Consider the following 19,013-nt stretch of genomic DNA (forward strand, 5'->3'; position numbering starts at 1 on the left):
AGTTTTTTCATACATCACTTGACACTATCTTTATTAAAGTACATTCATCATGGTTTAAAAGGCCTTATTTATAGTATAGATCAATTGAGGAAGTAAGCAAAGCTTAATTTATTGCGTAAAATACTTAAATTACGAAGTTTCCTTTATAATCAGGGCTTTTAATACCTATGTAAAAGTTTTAATCAATATACATATTAAATCGTAAACCGAATACGTAATTTTGGAGAAGTGAAGGGCAGGAACGCAACTGCCTTGCTGATATAGAAAGGCCATGAAACAGAGGAAAACTTCATGGCCTTAAAGATGCTTTTAATGAACTTTAGGAAAAGTCAAAAGAGCGTTATAAATAGAGGCAAAGAATAGTGAGTTAAAGCACCGGCACGGTTGTGAAGCATCATCATCGGGTCTGATTAACAACATCTATCAACTCCTGAGTTGTAATAACATGGCAATAAATGTTGTTTAGAATTTCAAGTTCTGTTTCATGCAGGCGTTTTGTTGCTGCAAGGCAGGCGTCTTCAATCAGCCAGACCTTAAAGCTTTCATCCGCCAAATCACGTACTGTACCGGAGACACACTGGTCAGTCATGGTTCCGGTAACGATAACCGTATCGATCCCCATATTATGAAGAATGAGCCGAAGGTTTGTACCGGTTAAGGCGCTGTCGGTAGTTTTGGTGACTACGATATCCTCTTTTTGAGGAGCAATTTCCTGAATGATATCTCCGCGATGATCACCGGAAGTAACCAGGAACTGATTGAAACCGGAAACCTTTTGATCTAAGGAGCGGTCACGGCCGTTGCTTTTAAAGCCTTGAATCTTGGCATAGGTTACTTCTATGCCGGTGCGGCGGCACAGAGAAATGAGACGCTGAAGATTAGGGATAATCACCTTATCATACTTTTCATAGAACGGTTCCCAACGGGCTATGTTTTCAAGCTCTGCCGAGCTCAGGTTTTCAGGTTGGGGACGCTTGACGCAGGCATATTCGGCGTCAATAATAAGTAGGGCGGTTTTTTCCGGCTCAATTTCGATTGTGCCGTAGTCATCGTCATTCTCATAGTAGAAGGAGCAGTAGCGATCGTTTACTTTCATGGTATTTCTTCCTTTCTTAAAAAGATTTTTGAATATATTTTGAGGTAAATGCACGCATAAGAGAAAAATATCCGGGAATCAGATCGATGATGTCACCTAAATGGTAGGAATGTATCGAGTCTGTTATATCAAGCATCAAATGATCTGAGCTGTATCCCAGCATAAGAATACCAGAATCGACTGGTACCGTAGTTTCGAGATCAAAATCCTGCTTACCGATTGCGCAGATTGCCTTCAAACGTTTTTCTCCACGATCAGTGAAGGACGGGCGAATGCCATATGAATCGACTCCGACCGTTCCCCAAGGCAGGGAAGGCTTATATTTTAATTCTATAATCTGAGCATGAAGAACAAAAGCATCATGAAACGTATCAGGGAGATATTGGTAATTGGCCCGTTCTCTTCCGAAAAGAAGCGATTCTCCCAAACGCAAGTTATTGATTTTAGGCGGAATGCCGCCATGAATCATCAAGTCAAGAGTAGCGGAGTTTCCTCCGCTGACTATCTCAAGCTGCCTTCCAATCCGTTCTTCAATCTGTTCCGCCAGTTCGGAGAGCTGTGCCATCTTCCGGAAAGTGGGTTGAATAAAGGAAAAACAGGTCAGATTTGTGCCAATGCCATAAAGCTCAATATAATCCAGTGATTCCACGGCCCGAGCCACCTCAAAAAGTTCCTGATAGTCCGTGAATCCCTCTCGGATATCGCCAAGGTCAGCCATTAAAATAACCTTATGCGGCTTGTCGTGAATTTGGGCATAATGATTGAGACGAAGAATGGTGTCATATTCTGAATTGACAGATACATCAGCGTAAGTGATTACATTTTCTGTCTCACAGCACATGGGAGGACGAATCAGCCACTTTTCTACTTCAAAACCCTTTAATCCTTTCAGGTTTAAAAGTCTGGAATCTCCAAATCTGGTTATTCCTTCTTCGAAAAATATTTGTGCAACAGAGGGCTCAGCGCAGAAACCTTTGGTTACACCGGTTATCCCGATGCCATGTTTACGGCATAAGGATGTCATAACGCGGACATTTTGACGCAGTCGTTCCCGGTTCAACGTGATGCTTGGATACATAAACACCTCCTGTTATTGCTAGAGCCTGTCTTAAAATTTATTTCTGCCATCTGCACGCCCCACTTCGCGGTATATTGAAAGCAATATTAAGACAGACTCTGGTTCACTTTTATTTAAAGTATAGTGAAACGTGCGTGCAAAACCTGTGCATTTTTGTTGTCAGGCCAAGGGCCTGTTTTCATAGTGAAGTCTTTTATGTTTGAAAAACAGAACTTTGGAAAAATAAAACCACCTGCTGTGCGCTTCAGCCGGTGGTTATGATTGCACGATTTTTGCACACTGAGCGATTTATTATAATAACGTAATGAAGCAGACATCTAATTATGAAGGAGAAAAAGAGTGAAAAATAAAGTGGATTTTTGGGCGCACTTATATAAGGGTTCATAAAACCCCTGATTTTGCGATTGTTTGACAATAGAATAAAGATTAGTTATCGTTGCGCTTCACTAACTTAGAACTATCGTAACCAAGACTTTCAAGATAGGCAAAAACATTGTTTTCATTCAGAACAACACGCTCTACATGGTTTTGAGGCTTCATCAATTCCTCATAGTCAGCAGGGGTAAAAGGTTTCTTTTCCGAGACCATATGGTAAATACAGACCATCATCATTCTTGCGATGGCAATGATTGCTTTCTTATGGCCACGACGCTTTTTGATTCGCCCATATTTGATTGCAAAATAAGGCTGCTTTTTGTTTTTGATTGCGGCAAGGGCACACTGTACCATCATCGGTTTCAAGTAAGCGCCTGCTTTGGCAATTCGGACAGATTTTTTCTTACCTGCGGATTCATTGTTGGAAGGAGAAAGTCCACACCAGGAACAGAGGTGTTTGGCATCATCAAAAATGTTCATGTCAACGCCTGTTTCTGCGAGAACAATGGTGGAACTTAACTCTGTCATGCCGGGCATGGTGCTGACAAATTCCACAAACTCATAATAAGGTTTGATACGGACATAGAGTTCCACTTCGGTCTGGGTAATCATACCGTCAAGATATTCCAGATGGCCAAGGGCCAGTTCCAGTTTTTTTGCCTGGTCTGTTTCAATGTTGCAGCCTCTGATTGCTTCGATGATTTCATCAGACTTGGCTTTGGCCTCTTTTTTTATCAGTTTTCGGACAGCCTTTTCGTCAATGGAATCAGCGGTATGCTCCAGCAGATAAGACATGATTTCGGTTGCTGTTTTGCCGAAAGGGTCAGAAAGCACGCTGGCAATGCCGACATTGGAAACGGTCATACAGTTCTGGATGCGGTTCTTCTCAGAGGATTTCATGCAGACCAGCTTAAAGCGGTATCTGGCAAGTTCCCGGAGCTGGCGGAAATCCTTGGGAGGGATAAAGGAACATCTGACAAGGTCAAATTTGTAGAGGTCGGCAATCCATTTTGAATCCTTTTTGTCCGTTTTCTTGCCTTTGATAGCTTTGACATATTTGGGATGTGTAAGGCAGACCTCTATGTCCTTTTCGAGATAATTAAAAATAGGAATCCAATACTTTCCTGTGGATTCCATACAAACGTGATAACAATTATTCTCGATAAGCCAGTTGTGAAACTTTTGAATATCCGAGTTGATGGTTGAAAAGGATTTTTGCCTGTATTCGGATACTCCGTCCCTGTTAGTGATTACGATGGTTGCAACGATAACATTTTTGTGGACGTCAAGCCCACAGCAGATGGGGTATTTTAACTTCATCATAAGTATCACCACCTTATAAAAAGGAATAGCAACAGTGACTGTCATCCTGTGACTGAATAAACATGGTTTATTACCAATGATAAGAGTCCGGGCTCAAAGTCCCACTTGTTTGTGCTTGAAAGGATGACGGCACATATAATGATACGGGGTCGGAATAAATTCGCCACTCCTCCTTCCGTGCTCTGTAGTGTATTGCTATTCCCTACAGGGATTATAAATCAAATAGTGGAGAGGTACAACATTTTTTCATAACTTGTTTGTGCCTTGAGCGAAGCGAAAGGAATGACAAAAATGATGAAGAAAAAGAAAATCCTTTTGTGGTACGATGTGGAAGATTATGTTACCGAAGAGGCGGAGAATGCACTATTAAAGCTGTTGGAACTGATGCACGAGTATGGCGTCCGGGCGACTCTGAAGTTGTGTACAAAAAAATATGAGCAGTTGATACATAACGGAAGAACTGATATTTTAGAACTGCTGGCTGACCATGAGCTGGCGTTTCATATGACAAACCATAGCGTACACCCAATTCCATCGGAATATTTAGACAGAATGGGATTTGCTCAGGGGGCTTTGGAATTTGAGCGTCGGGAAGGGCAGGGATTTGCGAGGTTAAAGAGTCTTACCGGTCAAAACCTGACATCATATGGTCATCCTGGTGTTGCATGGGCTCCTCAGGTTTTCCCGGCTCTTCGCAAATGGGGGATTCCTACATATCTTGATATCCATGATATCTTACGTGTTTATGGACAGCCATTCTGGTTTGGCGGTGTACTGTGCTATACAAAATTAAATAACCTGGCTCATTTAGATAAAGAGAAAAAAGAATGTTCCCTGATACAGTCGGTGGAGTTGATGGATGAAAATGATTGTCATGAGGTGGTGTTTTTAAGTATGTATGATCATCCCCATGAACTGGTTTGTACTAAATTCTGGGATTCTGCAAATTTTGCTTACGGGAAAAATCCGGCATATTTGCAGCCTGCTCCATTAAGAGAAGATGGCGAGTTTGAGCGGCTTCTGGAACAATACCGCACCTTTTTCCAGTACGTGAACGCGCATGATGAAATTGAATTTGTTACGGTGCAGCAATCCATGGCTTATGAACAGCATCGTTTCGAACCTATTACAGCAGAGGATGTCCGCATGGCCGCCCGCAGTTTAGGCGGAGAAGCCGGATTTTTTGATTTTCATGGCGAATGGTCTTCAGCATCGGAGATACTTAATCTGATGGCCCGTTACCTGACAGGCCGTGCATTTTTGCCGGAGCTTATCTATGGACCGGAGCGTGAGGAGACATCGGTTCTTACTTCCCCTGTTTCGGCAAAAGAACTGGCAGAGGCAATATTCAGTGATACCAAACGGATTTTCGGATATAAGCAGCTTCAGTCACTTTATCGGGTAGGGGATAATTTTATCAATCCGGTCGATGCATTTGCAACATTGTCAAAGGCCGTGTCGGAGGGAGTTTCTCAATTAGAGGTTCAAAGCGGACGCCTTGCGGCAGCTGATTATGTAAGCCGCGATATAGAATTCGGCGGAGGATGGGATCTGTGGAAGGAAGATTTTAGGGCAGAGAATATTATTGAGCAGACAGTATTACAGACATGGACCTTAAAACCTGCCGTTTTTTAAAATACGAATTAATTAAGTTCTGCAAATAAGATGAGCAGTTTCAAAATACAAAGGGAGGAAGCACTTTTATGAGTAATGATAATAAGAAAAAAGCAGCAAAGATTTCATCTGATTTATTACCGGTTACTTTATCCGGAAAAAATACCGGGGGATTGGGTTACTTTAATGTATGGATCGGAATTGGCATCATTATTGCTACCTTCGCTGTGGGGGGAGAGGCGGCTTACTATTGTAATCTGAAGCAAATTGCCCTTGCGGCAATCGTTGGCACATTTGTTCTCGGATGTTTTTTCTGTGTGTCCAGTGATATAGGAGTGGAGCATGGCCTGTCCTTTCCTGTATATGTCGGGGCGGTTTTGGGAAAACGGGGAACAGCGCTGCCCAATGCCCTGCGGACAATATACGGACCTATCTGGTTTGGAGTTCAATCTTACTTCGGGGCCACTGCAATTAACCAGATTGTAGTCATCTTTACGGGCTATGACAATTGGCTTTTATGGTTTATTGTATTCGTCATTATTCAGGTCATAAATACGGCCTGCGGCTTCAGTGCCATGGAAAAGGTGGCCAATATTGCAGCTCCGACAATTATGCTGATTGGTATTTATATGGTAATACGTCTTTTTGGATTAGCCAGTGCAAATGGAATTGATGCATGGAACTCCGTCTATTCAGACGAGCTTGGCGCTCATATTGCCAAAGGAAACGCAAACATGATCTTGTACGTAATGATGCTGGCATTAAATTATTGGGCCGATAATGCCTGTGAGGTAGAAACCTGGTCCCGCTATGTTAAAACAGACAAAGGAGAGAAAAAATTGCTGAAACGTAATAAACGTGCGATACCCGGTTACATAATTGCGCTTCCGCTTGCATCAGGCTTCATGATCTTTTTGGGTGCATTATCGACCTTAACAACCGGAAATTTTAATCCCATTGAAGCAATCAGTGCGGTGACGAATAATCCTGTTATACTGGTGCTGCTGCTTGTCATGATCATTATGGCGCAGTGGTCTACCAATGCTGTATGTAATCTGATGCCAAGCGGAGTCTGCATTGTAGCTCTGTTCCGTTCCCGGATTCCATATTGGCTGGGGGTGTGTATCTGCGGTTTTATAGGTGCGGTGATTCAGCCGTGGGTACTTGTGGATCATATCGGAATTTTTCTGACAATTACAGGTTCTCTCTGGTCTACGATTTACGGTATGACAATTGTTGATTTCTTCCTGATTAGAAAAAGACGATTGAACGTTCCGGATCTATACAGGGAGGATGGAGGACAGTATTTTTATGCAAATGGAATTAATCCGGCAGGAATTATTTCGTTTATAGTGGGACTGGGAGCATGTATGCTGTTTTCTTCGGTTGCTTTTATCGCAGGCTCGGTTGTTTCGGGGATTTGCTACTATGTTCTGATGAAACTTTGGGTTCTTAAAAAATATCCTCAAAAGGAACTGTCGCAGGAACAGGAAAGTTTCGCAGGAATTTCTGCAAACAGGGAGTGGGTTTACGATGAGGAAACGAATTCTGTAAAAAGCTCTATCTGATAAAGACTGTTGCGTACCGGGGCGGTTTTATACCGTCCCGGCAGTTGCGAATTTTTTGAAAGAATAAGCAATATGTGTTATACTGTGAGCAAAACAATACAGAAAGGAACAGCTATGGAGTACAGCAGGAGAAAATGGAATATAGCCTGGCTTGCCGTCACACTCCTTCTAATGCTGATCTTAGTTATTTCTGAAATGTCCGGCAGCTTCCGGCAGACATTATCGAAGGAATCAGAACCCATACAATGGATTTTGTGTAATGGAGAAAAGGAGACACCGGTGGGCTTTCCATGCAAAATCCCAACGGGTAGTGGAGACAGCTATCGTTTTATTGCCAGATTTAATGCGAATCCTGAGGAAGACATGTCCCTGGGATTTTATCAGGAAGGTCAAAAGATATCGGTACGGGTAAATGGACAACTGAGAAATTTCTATCAAAATCAGGGAAAACAGAACAGATATGAAATTATCTCTTTAGGGCATTTATCAGGAGATGTCCGTTTGGAATTAGGACTATGCAATCAAAAGACAATCCTTTTTGGGCAGGTTAAAGATATTGTGCTTACCTCTGTAAATATGGTTTCCCGCACAGTTACCGGAAGAATAGCTGCTGAGCTTATTCTTGGGATTCTTATGTTTTTAGCGGGTTTTGTCGGTCTTCTGCTAAACAAAATATATTATAAAACAGCCCGGGAAAGTTATAGCGTCAGCTATATAAGCTGGTTTGTCGTGATGTTTTCCGTCCTCTGTATTTTGCGTACTCATTTTTTTGATATGATTATCGGACTTTCTCCCGTTTGGTATTTTCTGGAAAATTTTCTTTTGTTGCTGCTTCCCCAATTTTTATTAATGGCCTGCGAAGTGATAAGTTACCCAAATATTTTTTACAGGGAGTATCAGGGCTTTAACTTTATTTATCGAATCTATTTTGTGTTGGCCGTTGGCCTGACAGTTTTTGGGCAGTGTACCTTATCCGATATGGCTGTGTGGAGTATTCTGTATATGTGCGTGTTTTTTCTGTATATCGGGGCCTTTGGCTTCTTTGAGACAAAGATTATCTCTCGTTTTGATCATAACAAAGTGGTTCTTCACTCCAGCTTATTAAAAACCATCAAAACGGCAATTGCATTATATGGGTGCGTAGTGGCTTTAAACCTGGCCTCCCGAAGGCTGTACTGGCTGTTTTTGATCAGTGCATATTTTGCGGTGGCTGTTTTTTTCGCAGAAATTTTTAACCAGATTAAGACTTTGGAACGGCTTAAAGAGGAGATCAATCAAAGTAAGGTTTCTCTTTTATTAAGTCAGATTAAACCGCATTTTCTTTATAACACATTGAATTCGATTCGTACGCTCATCCGGATTCAGCCGGAACAGGCAGATTATATGGTTTATGATTTTTCGCGTTTTCTAAAGGCTAATATGAATGCATTTGATAAAACGATGATTCATTTCAGCCAGGAATATGAGCACCTTCAATTTTATGTCAATATTGAGAAAACATGTTTTCCTAAATTAAATGTGGAATATCAGGTCGAGACTCAGGATTTTTATGTGCCGTCTTTGACAATACAGCCATTGATGGAGAATGCCATTAAGCATGGTGTACTGAAACGGGTGGAAGGAGGTACCGTAAGACTGCGCACATCTCAGGATGATAATTTTTGGTATGTAGAGATTGAGGACAACGGTGTGGGATTTGCATCGGAGGGACCTGAAGGAGAGAGTCCTGACGGACACAGCGGCATCGGTATTTGCAACATAGAGCGACGTTTGGAATACTACTGTAATGCTGCTTTCTTTATTCATTCCGTACCGGGCCAAGGAACGTTTGTGAGAATTTCAATTCCAAAGAAAGGACAACATCATGGAGATTAAAACGATACTGGTTGACGATGAAATATTAGCAATGCGTTTATTCGAACTGGAATGTGCCAGGTTTGAAGATATAAGGATAATCGCAAAGTTTGAATCTCCTGTCAAAGCGATTGCATATGCAGAGGAGCATGATGTGGATATGGCAATACTGGATATAGAGATGCCTGAGATGAATGGGATCGAATTGGGAAAGGAACTTCGAAAACGCAGGAAGGATATTATTCTCATTTTTATTACCGCCCATACGCAGTATGCGATGGATGCCTATCAGATCCATGCCCCGGTTTATCTGGAAAAACCATACAGCTATGAAGATCTGGCCTATGCATTGGAGACGGCCCGGTTAATTAAAAAAAGTAAAATAAAAACAACATTTATACGTACATTCGGATATTTTGATGTGTATGCGGGAGAACAGCTGGTCTATTTTGCAAATAAAAAATCAAAGGAACTGCTGGCTTATCTGGTTGATCGACAGGGGAACTCTGTAAATAATGAACAGGCGATTGATATATTGTGGGAGGAAGCTACAAATGATAAAAAATACCAAAGCAAGTTCCGCAGAGTCGTAAAGGATCTCCGAGATACGCTGTCACAGTACGGAATCGGGGAGATACTGATAGAGCATCCTAATTGCAGGGCCGTCGATGTAGGAACCTTTGAGTGTGACTTCTATCAGTGGCTTGAAAAGAACGATGAGAGTCCCTGCAAGTTCAATGAAAATTATATGGCGGAATATAGCTGGGCCGAGGAAACAATTGGGTTTTTAACCTGTTGTAGCTTCGGGCGGCAGTGAAATTTGTGTCAGGAGAGGAGTATAATGGGGCGATTTTCATATGCGGAGCAGAACGGCGGTCAAAACGCAAGCGGACATATTGTAATTATATCAATTGGGAGTATCCTTGGAGCGGGTTTATTCTGCGGTTTGACTGTTATTTATGACATGATTGGAATCCATATGGTTCCGCTTATTATTTTGACAGGAATTCTGGCAGGTATTGTCAGTTTGTTTTTAATGGAAATGAATCTGGCCGGGCCCCCGGACTGGAATTATGCACAGATCATGCTGGATATTTATGGGCCGGCTGCAGGGCATTTTGCTGTTTCTGCCTATATAGGGGCTATGGTGGTTGGTCCGGCCTCTGAAATTATCGCAGCAGGGATGATACTATGTGAAATATTTGAATGGCTGCCGTTATTTCCGGTATGCCTGATGCTCTGTATTGTAATATTTGCAATCGATTCTATGTTTGGGAAACATGAAATTTTTAACTTTTATACGGCATTTTTTAAAATACTGGCAATCATGGTGTTCTGTTTTATAGGATTGTTTGCAGTCTGTCATTTATTTAAAGGCGTATTCTACACGACAGAGGTTCCATGGCCCATCAATTTCAGCGGCCTTGCCAGAGGCTCGATCGCGTCCTCGGCATGCGCGATTTATGGTTCAATTATGATTTATGGAGGAATTGAAAGTATCGGATTTTTACTTTACAATACGAAGAAAAGCAGTGAAAAGATTGCTACAGAAACACTTAAGATTGTATTTCGTGCAATTGTAATTAATGTAATATCAGTGCCCATTCTGGCCGGAATTATGACAATAGGAACTGAATCGGATGTTAGTATTTTTATCAGAGCCCTTAAGCTGATCGGGTGCAATCCGATTATCGTTGAATGCTTTCGAGTTATTATATTTCTGTCGGGCAGCGCCCTAACCATTACAAGTATGCTCCCGACAACGCAGATGCTAAAAAACCAGCTCATCAATGTGCAGAACAGTACACGTCACGGTGATACTTCCATAGAAAATCGAAAAAAGATGATCAATTGGTTCATAAGAGGCCTGCTTCTTCTTTGCGTGGTCCAAACGGCCTGGCTGGGGGAGGCGGTATATAAGTATCTCTTTTTCTTTTCAGGATTCTGTTTCTGCGTGATGTGGAGTATGATTGCGGTGTCCTGCTCGAAATTCTGTGATAAATATGGAGATGGAAGTGAATGGAGAGTTCCGGGAGAAAAAATATTACGGATATTGACTCTCGCTGTACTGATATTTTGTTTTATAGAGTCAATAACGACCAAAATAGGACAAATTACGGTTATGATGAGACTTGTGTGGTTTATAATATCGCTTATAGGATATCGCCGCTTCCTGCGGTAATGGCGCCAGCGCCGGCTGTGCCGGCGTCCGAAGAACAGTGTAAAGAAATTGCTAAATGGGCAGAGCAAAGAGATATTGAAGTATAATAAGAGACTAAAAATTATCAAGGCTACTTGTAGATACAACAAGGATTATTTAAAGCATTTAATAATGGAAACCAGCTATCAGAATAACGATGGCTGGTATTTTTTTGCCCAAAACATGGAATAGAAGTATAAAACGCAAATAAAAGCAATACATAACGTTGCCGGTCTGGTATCAAGGAAATAAAGACACAGCTATAAGAATTAAATGTATTCAAGCGAATAATCTGTTTAGGAAAAATAATGGAGATCAAGATGCGTTTTTAGGTGCCGGGAGACATAACCGCCTCATTAAAGAGAGAAATATATAGTAGATTATTGTCTGACGTGGTAAAATAATATAAATAATGTTCTGAGGTGTTTTGGAAAAGAAATATAAAACGAAATGGGAGATATTAAACGCAGACGTGTATGCTCATGCAAAAAAGATTAATTAATTTTAGTAATGGGAGGACGAGAAGCAGAGTGGGCATTGGACGAGAATGAATATATTCGGCGTTTTGCAAGCGAGTTTACACGCCCCAGAGGTGTTTGGTGTAAAAATGAAATGCTGTTTTCAGAAGAAGCGAATAATGTCAGGAGGATTAAATATATCAAAAGATGCTATACCCACAAATGATAACCAGGAAGACTGTATCAAATCTCCATGGTTTAAGAGTAAAACAGTAGTCCCGCACAACCTGCCGAAATCTATTGATTACAAATTTGCATGGAATGAGACAGGACTTCTGGAGGTAGACGGCGAAGAACCAGCTTTAGAAGAGCCGAAAGAATAAAATATTTATAACGCATATCGACAGGGTGAAATAAATGAGAAAAGGATTTTGGAAAAGTCTATCGTATGAGGATAAGTTTGATAGAAAATATGCTTGTTGGACACAAAATCATAAAGGATGGCGAAAATATAAACGCAATAATCGAAGAACAGCAAGGCGAAAACTAAAAAAGGTATTGAGCTTATGAGGTTATGGACAATCCAGCCAGTAGAGGTATGGACAAAACTAGTGTCGGACAAAGTATTTCATTGTGATCCTGAAAAATCTGTATTAATCAGTGATGCAGATGCAACGCTTAGTTTCAAGGAGCCTTATGACTGGATAGTACGGCAAATGAGGCAGCGCATTGGCGAGGAACCAGAGGGGGGTAAGTACCCGATATGGGCTTGGCATACTAGAAATTGGGAGCATAAGAAACCTGACCTTAGATGCTGTGGATACAATGAACCGGGGACTAAATGTGTATGTATTGAATTTGAGATTGATGACAACAAGGTATTGTTAAGTGATTTTGATGGATGGCATTTCGTTTTAAGTAATGGATATTATGATCAGAGTGGCTCCGAGGATGAGGCAGAGCGATTAGATAAATGGCTAGATAGTTTACCAAAGACAATACGACAATAGGAAATTCTGAAATCTTGGGAGAAAATATTTGCTATTACACCATTAAAATCTGATTGGTGTCCAGTTGGACAATACATACAGGCAACATTCTGGGAGCTGAGGATAGAACAAGTAACAAAAACTCAGTTCTTTAAGGCAAGGTAATACAATGCAGTGTAGTCACATCAGCTGTCCGATATGTCGATGTGATATCGTTTAATATAATGTAGAACACTTAAGGCGATATAGTAATATCGCCTTATTTTAATATGAGCATTATATATCAAAAATAGATCCTACTCTGGCAGAACTGTATCCGGAATGGATCGTATATCGAGGAGATAAGAGCTGGAAAAGCAACGGACCAAAGAATGGTTATTTAAAAGTGCAGTCAAATGTAATCAACCATTTTTCAATAACAAAACCCCGAAACACCTTATAAAATAAGGGATCCGGGGCAATCAAAGAGTAGCGGAAGGGAGATTCGAACTCTCGACACTACGGGTATGAACCGTATGCTCTAGCCAACTGAGCTATTCCGCCATATTTTGTTTTGAATGGGGCCTATAGGGCTCGAACCTATGACCCTCTGCTTGTAAGGCAGATGCTCTCCCAGCTGAGCTAAGACCCCATTGCTTGTCACTCAATCGCGACTGCTTAGATAGTATAATATTTATTGTTCCAATTGTCAATACTTTTTTGACAATATTTTATAGAAATTTTCTTCTCTTTTTGCTATGAAGTATGATATAATTAAAAACAGTGAGTAAATAAAAGGTTTTGCGGTCTACTGCCTGCCGGCGGCCGCTTTAAAAATATACAGAACAACGGAGGCTGTGATGTATTATTTTATCATAAATCCCCACTCCAGGAGTGGATATGGTTTTAAAGTCTGGAAGAGAATTGAAAAACTGCTGAAGCTGGAGTGCGTGGAATACAGGGCATTTCTGACGGAAAGGCCGGGACAGGCGGCTGAGTATGCCGACCAGCTGACAAAGGGCTGTCAGGAACCGAGAATCATTGTAGTTGTCGGCGGAGACGGTACGGTTAATGAAGTGCTGGACGGTCTTTCTTTTTGCAATACAATTACCCTGGGGTATATTCCCACCGGTTCCGGCAATGACCTTGCAAGAAGTCTCAGGCTCCCGCGTTCCCCGCGGAAATGCTTAAAAAAGGTACTTCGGCCGAAATATCATAAACTTATGGACTACGGTGTTGTCACCTATGGAGATGATGTGGTAAAACACCGCAGATTTGCCGTAAGCGCAGGCATTGGTCTGGATGCCGCCGTCTGTCACAATCTGCTTTATTCCAGAATGAGACCATTGTTTAACCGGATCTGCATGCAGAAGTTGAATTATATTCTTGTCGGCCTGAAGCAGTATCTGAAGGCGAAACCGACAAAGGGGTATATGCTCCTCGACGGCAGCAAGAAAGTAGAATTTAATTATATTTATTTTATATCTGCGCATATCCATCCATTTGAAGGCAGCGGCTTCAGGTTTGCGCCGAAGGCAGACTGCAGCGACGGCAAGCTGGAGGTTTGTGCGGTGAGCCATGCCTCAAAACTGCAGGTTTTATTTATTTTGGGCCGTTCACTGCTGAAACGCTCCCATAATAAAGGACTTCGCACTTATCAGTGCCGGGAAGTTCAGATCCATACGGACAGGCCGATGGCAGTCCATGTGGATGGGGAGAGCTGCCTGTACCAGAGTGACCTGCATATACGGTGCATTGAGCGGAAAGTCAGAATCATAGTATAGGAATGTGTGATAATGTGTGGCAGGAGGCGCCGGAAATTTTGGCGGAACTGTCATAGATATTGCAGATGCAACAGATAATATAGGACACAGAAGCTGCGGTAACAAAATCAGACACAATATGACAGAAAGGATACACATTATGAGAATCGGACAGGGATATGATGTCCACAGACTGACGGAAGGCCGGGATTTAATTCTCGGCGGAGTAAAGATTCCATATGATAAAGGGCTTTTAGGGCATTCGGATGCCGATGTGCTTGTGCATGCCGTGATGGACGCGCTGCTGGGGGCGGCTGCACTTGGAGATATCGGAGAACATTTTCCCGATACGGATCCTGCATACAAAGGAATTTCCAGTATTGAACTGCTCAGGCATGTGGGAAAGCTGCTGGAGGAGAATTGTTATATTATAGAGAATATTGATGCGACAATCATTGCCCAGAAGCCGAAGCTTAAGGAATACCGGCCTCAGATGGTAGACAATATTGCCGGGGCATTGGGCATTGAAAAAAGCCGTGTGAATGTCAAGGCTACAACGGAAGAAGGCCTGGGCTTTACCGGAAACGGCGAAGGAATTTCATCGCAGGCAATAACCTTGTTGACGACAGTAGTTAATTACTGTTATGATAGGGAAATGATGAGAGGGGCCGGCTGCGGAGGCTGTTCCGGCTGTTCGGCCAACCGGCTGACGGAGGAATAAGACAAACCCGCAAAAGACAGATTTAAACCGGAACCTATTAATATAAGGAATAACAGGAGAAACATAATATGAAAATTTTTAACACTCTGTCCAGAACAAAGGAAGAATTTATCCCATTGGAGGAAGGCAAGGTTAAGATGTATGTATGCGGCCCTACCGTATACAACTTTATTCATATCGGAAATGCAAGGCCGATGATTGTATTTGACACGGTGAGACGTTATTTTGAGTATAAGGGATATGATGTAAATTATGTATCCAACTTTACCGATGTCGATGATAAGATTATTAAGAAGGCGATTGAAGAGGGCGTTGATGCCGATACTATTTCCAAACGGTATATTGAAGAGTGTAAGAAAGATATGGCGATGATGAATGTGAAGCCGGCCACCACCCATCCGCTTGCAACGGAAGAAATCTGCGGTATGCTTGACATGATTCAGGATTTGATTGATAAGGGCCATGCTTATACAGGCAAAGACGGCACCGTATATTTCCGCACCAAATCATTTAAGGAATACGGGAAGCTGTCCCATAAGAACCTGGAAGATTTACAGTCAGGCTTCCGTGAAATTAAAGTGACGGGTGAGGAAGACAAGGAGGATCCGACCGACTTTGTCCTCTGGAAACCGAAAAAAGACGGGGAACCTTACTGGGAGTCACCATGGTGCAACGGCCGTCCCGGCTGGCATATTGAGTGCTCCGTTATGTCGAAGAAATATCTTGGGGATTCCATTGATATCCACGCCGGCGGAGAAGATCTCGTATTTCCTCACCACGAGAACGAGATTGCGCAGAGTGAGGCATCCAATGGAAAAACCTTTGCTAAATACTGGATGCACAATGCATTCCTGAATATTGACAACAGAAAGATGTCCAAATCCCTCGGCAACTTCTTTACCGTAAGGGAGATTAGTGAAAAATATGACCTTCAGGTACTTCGGTTCTTTATGCTCAGCGCACATTACAGAAGCCCGCTCAATTTCAGCGCGGAGCTGATGGAGGCATCCAAGAACGGCCTGGAGAGAATCCTCACGGCGGTCGAGAAGTTAAATGACGCGTTAAAGGCGGCAGAAGGAGAGCTTACAGAGAGCGAGAAAGAGAATATTACTTCCGCTAAGGAATTTGTTCAAAAATTTGAAGCTTCCATGGACGACGATTTCAACACGGCAGATGCTATATCCGCTGTGTTTGAGCTGGTGAAATTCAGCAATACGACAGCATCGGAAAACTCGTCAAAGGCTTATCTGTCCTGGCTGAAAGAGACCATCGAAAAGCTCTGCGATGTACTCGGAATTATCACGGAGAAGAAAGAAGAGATTCTGGACAGTGAAATTGAGGATATGATAGCCCAAAGACAGCAGGCCAGAAAAGACAAGAATTTTGCGCTTGCAGACGAAATCCGCGGAAAGCTTCTGGAGATGGGAATTGTCCTGGAGGATACAAGAGAGGGCGTCAAATGGAAACGTGCCTGAATTGTTTTAAAAAAGCAATGAAACTGAAAGAAGTAGAGGCCAGGGAATATTCTCCCCTGGCCTTGGCATATCTGGGGGATGCCGTTTATGAGCTGGCAATCCGGACCTTTGTCATGAATCACGGCAATACCCAGGTTAATAAGATGCATAAAAAGACAGCAGGACTTGTGAAAGCGGAAGCCCAGGCCAATTTCTATAAGGTTCTGGAGGAAGAGCTGACCGAAGAGGAGAAGGCTGTTTACAGGAGAGGCCGCAATGCCAAATCGGTGACGATGGCAAAGCATGCGACGATGAAAGATTACAGGATGGCCACCGGGTTTGAGGCTCTGATGGGGTATTTGTACCTGACGGAGCAGATGGAGCGGATGGCGGAGCTTTTGGGACACGGGCTTAAGAAGCTGGGAGAATTGGAAGAAGATGCACAGGAGTGCATCGGAGCAGGAGAAAACACGTGAGATTTGAAGAATTGACAATAGAAGGCCGCAATGCGGTACTTGAGGCATTCCGTTCCGGTAAAACGATAGACAAGCTGTTTGTACTGGACGGCTGCCAGGACGGCCCGGTGAAAACAATCACAAGAGAGGCCAGAAAACAGGACACGATCATTAATTATGTGGCCAAAGAGAGACTGGATCAGTTGTCTGAGACAGGCAAGCACCAGGGAGTCATTGCATTTGCCGCCGCATACAAGTATGCGGAAGTGGAAGATATATTAGAACTGGCCAGAGAAAAGGGGGAGCCGCCGTTTCTTTTTATATTGGACGGTATCGAAGATCCCCACAATCTGGGGGCAATCATCCGGACCGCGAATCAGGCGGGCGCACACGGCGTTATTATCCCGAAGAGACGGGCTGTGGGACTTACGTCTACAGTGGCTAAGACATCGGCAGGGGCCATCAATTATACACCGGTCGCAAAGGTGACAAATATTTCAGCCACTATCGAGGAGTTAAAAGAAAAGGGCTTGTGGTTTGTCTGCGCAGATATGGGCGGTGAGCTGATGTACCGTATGAATCTGAAAGGGCCGATTGGTCTTGTAATAGGCAGTGAGGGTGATGGAGTCAGCCGCCTTGTGAAGGAGAAATGCGATTATATTGCCTCCATTCCGATGAAAGGGGATATTGATTCCCTGAATGCATCGGTGGCAGCCGGAGTCCTGGCATATGAGATTGTAAGGCAGAGAATGGAATAAATCGGACGAAAGATAATATGTGCAGCAGGTATTTTACAGAAGATAAGAGATCCGGTATGCGGACAGAGATACATCCCTGTGATGAAGCAGCGGTTTTCACATCCGGAAGTGATGGAAGAACAGAAGCAAGAATGATGTATTGGGGGTTTCGCGCCCTGAAAGGGAATGCGGATAGTCTTGTTTTTAATGCGCGTTCAGAGACGGTGTCAGACAAAGTGATGTTCCGGGAAAGTTTTTTACACCGCCGCTGTGTTGTCCCTGCCGCCGGATTCTATGAATGGAACAGGGCGGGAGAAAAAGCCGTTTTTGAGCCGGAGAACAAAGAAACACTGTATTTTGCCGGTGTTTACCGGATGGAGAAGGGAGTGCCACGGTTTGTGATCCTGACAACTCAGGCAAATGAATCGATGGTAAAAATCCATGACAGGATGCCGCTTATTATTAAAGAGGAACAGATAGAAGAATGGCTGGGCGGAATGGAAAGCTGCAAAGCACTGTTGGGACAGGTGCCGGAGAAACTGAAAAAATCCATGGAGTATGAGCAGCAGGCATTTGAATTTAACTGAAGTGGATGATGAGTGCATTTCGCGCTATGGCTGTGGACACAGGAAATTGGAAAAAGAGAGTAAAAAGAAATAGAAGAGCTTGAAATCTTTCCCGTCTGTGGTATAATTATTCACATGGGGACATAGCTCAGCTGGGAGAGCGCTGCGTTCGCAACGCAGAGACCGCGGGTTCGAATCCCGTTGTCTCCAGGCATCATTATTTGCGGCAAATTATTTTGCCGCTTTTTTGATCTCTGAGAGATACCTTCCATGAATGTGAAAGACTGTCTGGGAAGAATGACACTGTATTTCATCTGCAAAAAAATAAAAATAATTGTAAAAAACTGTCACATATTTGATTTTAGATCGTTTATTAAGTGTAGACTTTTCCAGGTCTAAACTTTAGTTTCTTTCAATGGGGCCAGGCGCAATGCCTGGCTCCGACCCTTTCAGAGGGAGTCTTTAAAATCTGAGCAGGAATCTTTCCCTGTCATTCATTATATGGAATAAAGAGTAAGAAAAATGGTGTATAGACCAAATAGCGGATGCAAGCGAATTCAATTAGTAAATCTTTTTAAAGCAATACATAAAAAGGCATATGACAATGGTATAATGCGAAGTAAGAACAAATCAAAGTTCCCAATGTATCACGACTAACTCACTTGTGACCTGCGCTTGTGAAACAAGAGTGTCAAGCACCTGGTGCTTATCGTCGAAATCAACGGACTTCCAGTTCCGCAGACAGCCACTTAGGCTCTTTGTCAATAGTTGGGGTGGGATTTG

General features: G+C 42.7%; 15 protein-coding genes, 3 tRNA genes and 2 pseudogenes. 14 read left to right on the forward strand and 6 right to left on the reverse strand.

What is annotated here, in order from left to right; genetic code table 11:
- Positions 1-397: 397 nt before the first annotated feature.
- The 4 genes and pseudogenes from CLOSYM_RS03070 to CLOSYM_RS03080 form a co-directional block, all read right to left on the reverse strand.
- Positions 398-1,096 (reverse strand): cysteine hydrolase family protein, encoded by a 699-nt coding sequence (locus CLOSYM_RS03070; RefSeq protein ID WP_021640908.1) that lies wholly within the window; start codon positions 1,094-1,096, stop codon positions 398-400.
- Between the two features lie 16 nt (positions 1,097-1,112).
- Positions 1,113-2,174, reverse strand: a complete 1,062-nt coding sequence (locus tag CLOSYM_RS03075; protein WP_044902090.1) for an alanine/ornithine racemase family PLP-dependent enzyme — start codon at positions 2,172-2,174, stop codon at positions 1,113-1,115.
- Positions 2,153-2,245: pseudogene (locus tag CLOSYM_RS24205) on the reverse strand (DUF6783 domain-containing protein); the annotation flags it as partial. The pseudogene CLOSYM_RS24205 and the gene CLOSYM_RS03075, both read right to left, overlap by 22 nt.
- A 355-nt stretch (positions 2,246-2,600) precedes the next feature.
- Positions 2,601-3,872, reverse strand: a complete 1,272-nt coding sequence (locus tag CLOSYM_RS03080) for an IS110 family RNA-guided transposase (RefSeq protein ID WP_044902091.1) — start codon at positions 3,870-3,872, stop codon at positions 2,601-2,603.
- A gap of 291 nt (positions 3,873-4,163) precedes the next feature.
- On the opposite strand from CLOSYM_RS03080, the gene CLOSYM_RS03085 reads away from it, so the two are divergent.
- The 7 genes and pseudogenes from CLOSYM_RS03085 (at position 4,164) to CLOSYM_RS03115 (ending at position 12,720) form a co-directional block, all read left to right on the forward strand.
- Entirely contained in the window at positions 4,164-5,507 is a 1,344-nt protein-coding gene (locus CLOSYM_RS03085; protein ID WP_044902093.1) for a polysaccharide deacetylase family protein, read from the forward strand.
- Between the two features lie 68 nt (positions 5,508-5,575).
- On the forward strand, positions 5,576-7,054 hold the full coding sequence (locus tag CLOSYM_RS03090; protein ID WP_021640912.1) for an NCS1 family transporter: 1,479 nt from the start codon (positions 5,576-5,578) through the stop codon (positions 7,052-7,054).
- Positions 7,055-7,168: 114 nt separating this feature from the next.
- The gene (locus CLOSYM_RS21920) at positions 7,169-8,929 is read left to right on the forward strand and encodes a sensor histidine kinase (protein ID WP_169728230.1); all 1,761 of its coding nucleotides are present in this window, start codon (positions 7,169-7,171) and stop codon (positions 8,927-8,929) included.
- Positions 8,919-9,725 carry a response regulator gene (locus CLOSYM_RS03100; RefSeq protein ID WP_009295968.1) on the forward strand — a complete coding sequence of 269 codons (807 nt, stop codon included), beginning with the start codon at positions 8,919-8,921 and terminating at the stop codon, positions 9,723-9,725. Before CLOSYM_RS21920 ends, CLOSYM_RS03100 begins: the two co-directional genes overlap by 11 nt.
- A gap of 24 nt (positions 9,726-9,749) precedes the next feature.
- Positions 9,750-11,090, forward strand: a complete 1,341-nt coding sequence (locus tag CLOSYM_RS03105; RefSeq protein WP_021640914.1) for an APC family permease — start codon at positions 9,750-9,752, stop codon at positions 11,088-11,090.
- Between the two features lie 655 nt (positions 11,091-11,745).
- Entirely contained in the window at positions 11,746-11,949 is a 204-nt protein-coding gene (locus CLOSYM_RS03110) for a hypothetical protein (RefSeq protein ID WP_242828640.1), read from the forward strand.
- A gap of 183 nt (positions 11,950-12,132) precedes the next feature.
- A pseudogene (locus CLOSYM_RS03115) lies at positions 12,133-12,720 on the forward strand (DUF3841 domain-containing protein).
- 304 nt (positions 12,721-13,024) lie between these two features.
- Here the strand turns inward: CLOSYM_RS03115 and CLOSYM_RS03120 are convergent.
- Both CLOSYM_RS03120 and CLOSYM_RS03125 read right to left on the reverse strand, forming a co-directional pair.
- Positions 13,025-13,098: transfer RNA gene (locus tag CLOSYM_RS03120), tRNA-Met, on the reverse strand.
- A 15-nt stretch (positions 13,099-13,113) separates the two neighbouring features.
- Positions 13,114-13,186: transfer RNA gene (locus CLOSYM_RS03125), tRNA-Val, on the reverse strand.
- Between the two features lie 208 nt (positions 13,187-13,394).
- On the opposite strand from CLOSYM_RS03125, the gene CLOSYM_RS03130 reads away from it, so the two are divergent.
- From CLOSYM_RS03130 to CLOSYM_RS03160, 7 genes are all read left to right on the forward strand, one after another.
- Complete coding sequence (locus CLOSYM_RS03130; RefSeq protein ID WP_021640918.1) at positions 13,395-14,318, forward strand: diacylglycerol/lipid kinase family protein; 924 nt, start codon at positions 13,395-13,397, stop codon at positions 14,316-14,318.
- A gap of 139 nt (positions 14,319-14,457) precedes the next feature.
- The gene (ispF, locus tag CLOSYM_RS03135) at positions 14,458-15,018 is read left to right on the forward strand and encodes a 2-C-methyl-D-erythritol 2,4-cyclodiphosphate synthase (RefSeq protein WP_044902096.1); all 561 of its coding nucleotides are present in this window, start codon (positions 14,458-14,460) and stop codon (positions 15,016-15,018) included.
- Positions 15,019-15,086: 68 nt separating this feature from the next.
- Positions 15,087-16,493 carry a cysteine--tRNA ligase gene (gene cysS, locus CLOSYM_RS03140; RefSeq protein WP_003499135.1) on the forward strand — a complete coding sequence of 469 codons (1,407 nt, stop codon included), beginning with the start codon at positions 15,087-15,089 and terminating at the stop codon, positions 16,491-16,493.
- Positions 16,478-16,948 carry a Mini-ribonuclease 3 gene (locus CLOSYM_RS03145; protein WP_021640920.1) on the forward strand — a complete coding sequence of 157 codons (471 nt, stop codon included), beginning with the start codon at positions 16,478-16,480 and terminating at the stop codon, positions 16,946-16,948. The genes cysS and CLOSYM_RS03145 overlap by 16 nt, the downstream gene beginning before the upstream one ends.
- Entirely contained in the window at positions 16,945-17,685 is a 741-nt protein-coding gene (gene rlmB, locus CLOSYM_RS03150; protein ID WP_003499131.1) for a 23S rRNA (guanosine(2251)-2'-O)-methyltransferase RlmB, read from the forward strand. The genes CLOSYM_RS03145 and rlmB overlap by 4 nt, the downstream gene beginning before the upstream one ends.
- Before the next feature lie 17 nt (positions 17,686-17,702).
- Positions 17,703-18,251, forward strand: coding sequence for an SOS response-associated peptidase (locus CLOSYM_RS03155; RefSeq protein ID WP_044902092.1), 549 nt, complete (start codon positions 17,703-17,705; stop codon positions 18,249-18,251).
- Between the two features lie 116 nt (positions 18,252-18,367).
- Positions 18,368-18,440, forward strand: a tRNA-Ala gene (locus CLOSYM_RS03160).
- Positions 18,441-19,013 lie beyond the last annotated feature (573 nt).

It is taken from the genome of [Clostridium] symbiosum ATCC 14940 (genome assembly GCF_000466485.1).
GTDB classification, from domain to species: domain Bacteria; phylum Bacillota; class Clostridia; order Lachnospirales; family Lachnospiraceae; genus Otoolea; species Otoolea symbiosa.

Excerpts from the sequence above, each read along its gene's own strand:
- CLOSYM_RS03070 (WP_021640908.1), bottom strand. The coding sequence starts at position 1,096 with ATGAAAGTAAACGATCGCTACTGCTCCTTCTACTATGAGAATGACGAT.
- CLOSYM_RS03075 (WP_044902090.1), bottom strand. The coding sequence starts at position 2,174 with ATGTATCCAAGCATCACGTTGAACCGGGAACGACTGCGTCAAAATGTC.
- CLOSYM_RS03080 (WP_044902091.1), bottom strand. The coding sequence starts at position 3,872 with ATGATGAAGTTAAAATACCCCATCTGCTGTGGGCTTGACGTCCACAAA.
- CLOSYM_RS03085 (WP_044902093.1), top strand. The coding sequence starts at position 4,164 with ATGATGAAGAAAAAGAAAATCCTTTTGTGGTACGATGTGGAAGATTAT.
- CLOSYM_RS03090 (WP_021640912.1), top strand. The coding sequence starts at position 5,576 with ATGAGTAATGATAATAAGAAAAAAGCAGCAAAGATTTCATCTGATTTA.
- CLOSYM_RS21920 (WP_169728230.1), top strand. The coding sequence starts at position 7,169 with ATGGAGTACAGCAGGAGAAAATGGAATATAGCCTGGCTTGCCGTCACA.
- CLOSYM_RS03100 (WP_009295968.1), top strand. The coding sequence starts at position 8,919 with ATGGAGATTAAAACGATACTGGTTGACGATGAAATATTAGCAATGCGT.
- CLOSYM_RS03105 (WP_021640914.1), top strand. The coding sequence starts at position 9,750 with ATGGGGCGATTTTCATATGCGGAGCAGAACGGCGGTCAAAACGCAAGC.
- CLOSYM_RS03110 (WP_242828640.1), top strand. The coding sequence starts at position 11,746 with ATGTCAGGAGGATTAAATATATCAAAAGATGCTATACCCACAAATGAT.
- CLOSYM_RS03130 (WP_021640918.1), top strand. The coding sequence starts at position 13,395 with ATGTATTATTTTATCATAAATCCCCACTCCAGGAGTGGATATGGTTTT.
- ispF (WP_044902096.1), top strand. The coding sequence starts at position 14,458 with ATGAGAATCGGACAGGGATATGATGTCCACAGACTGACGGAAGGCCGG.
- cysS (WP_003499135.1), top strand. The coding sequence starts at position 15,087 with ATGAAAATTTTTAACACTCTGTCCAGAACAAAGGAAGAATTTATCCCA.
- CLOSYM_RS03145 (WP_021640920.1), top strand. The coding sequence starts at position 16,478 with ATGGAAACGTGCCTGAATTGTTTTAAAAAAGCAATGAAACTGAAAGAA.
- CLOSYM_RS03155 (WP_044902092.1), top strand. The coding sequence starts at position 17,703 with ATGTGCAGCAGGTATTTTACAGAAGATAAGAGATCCGGTATGCGGACA.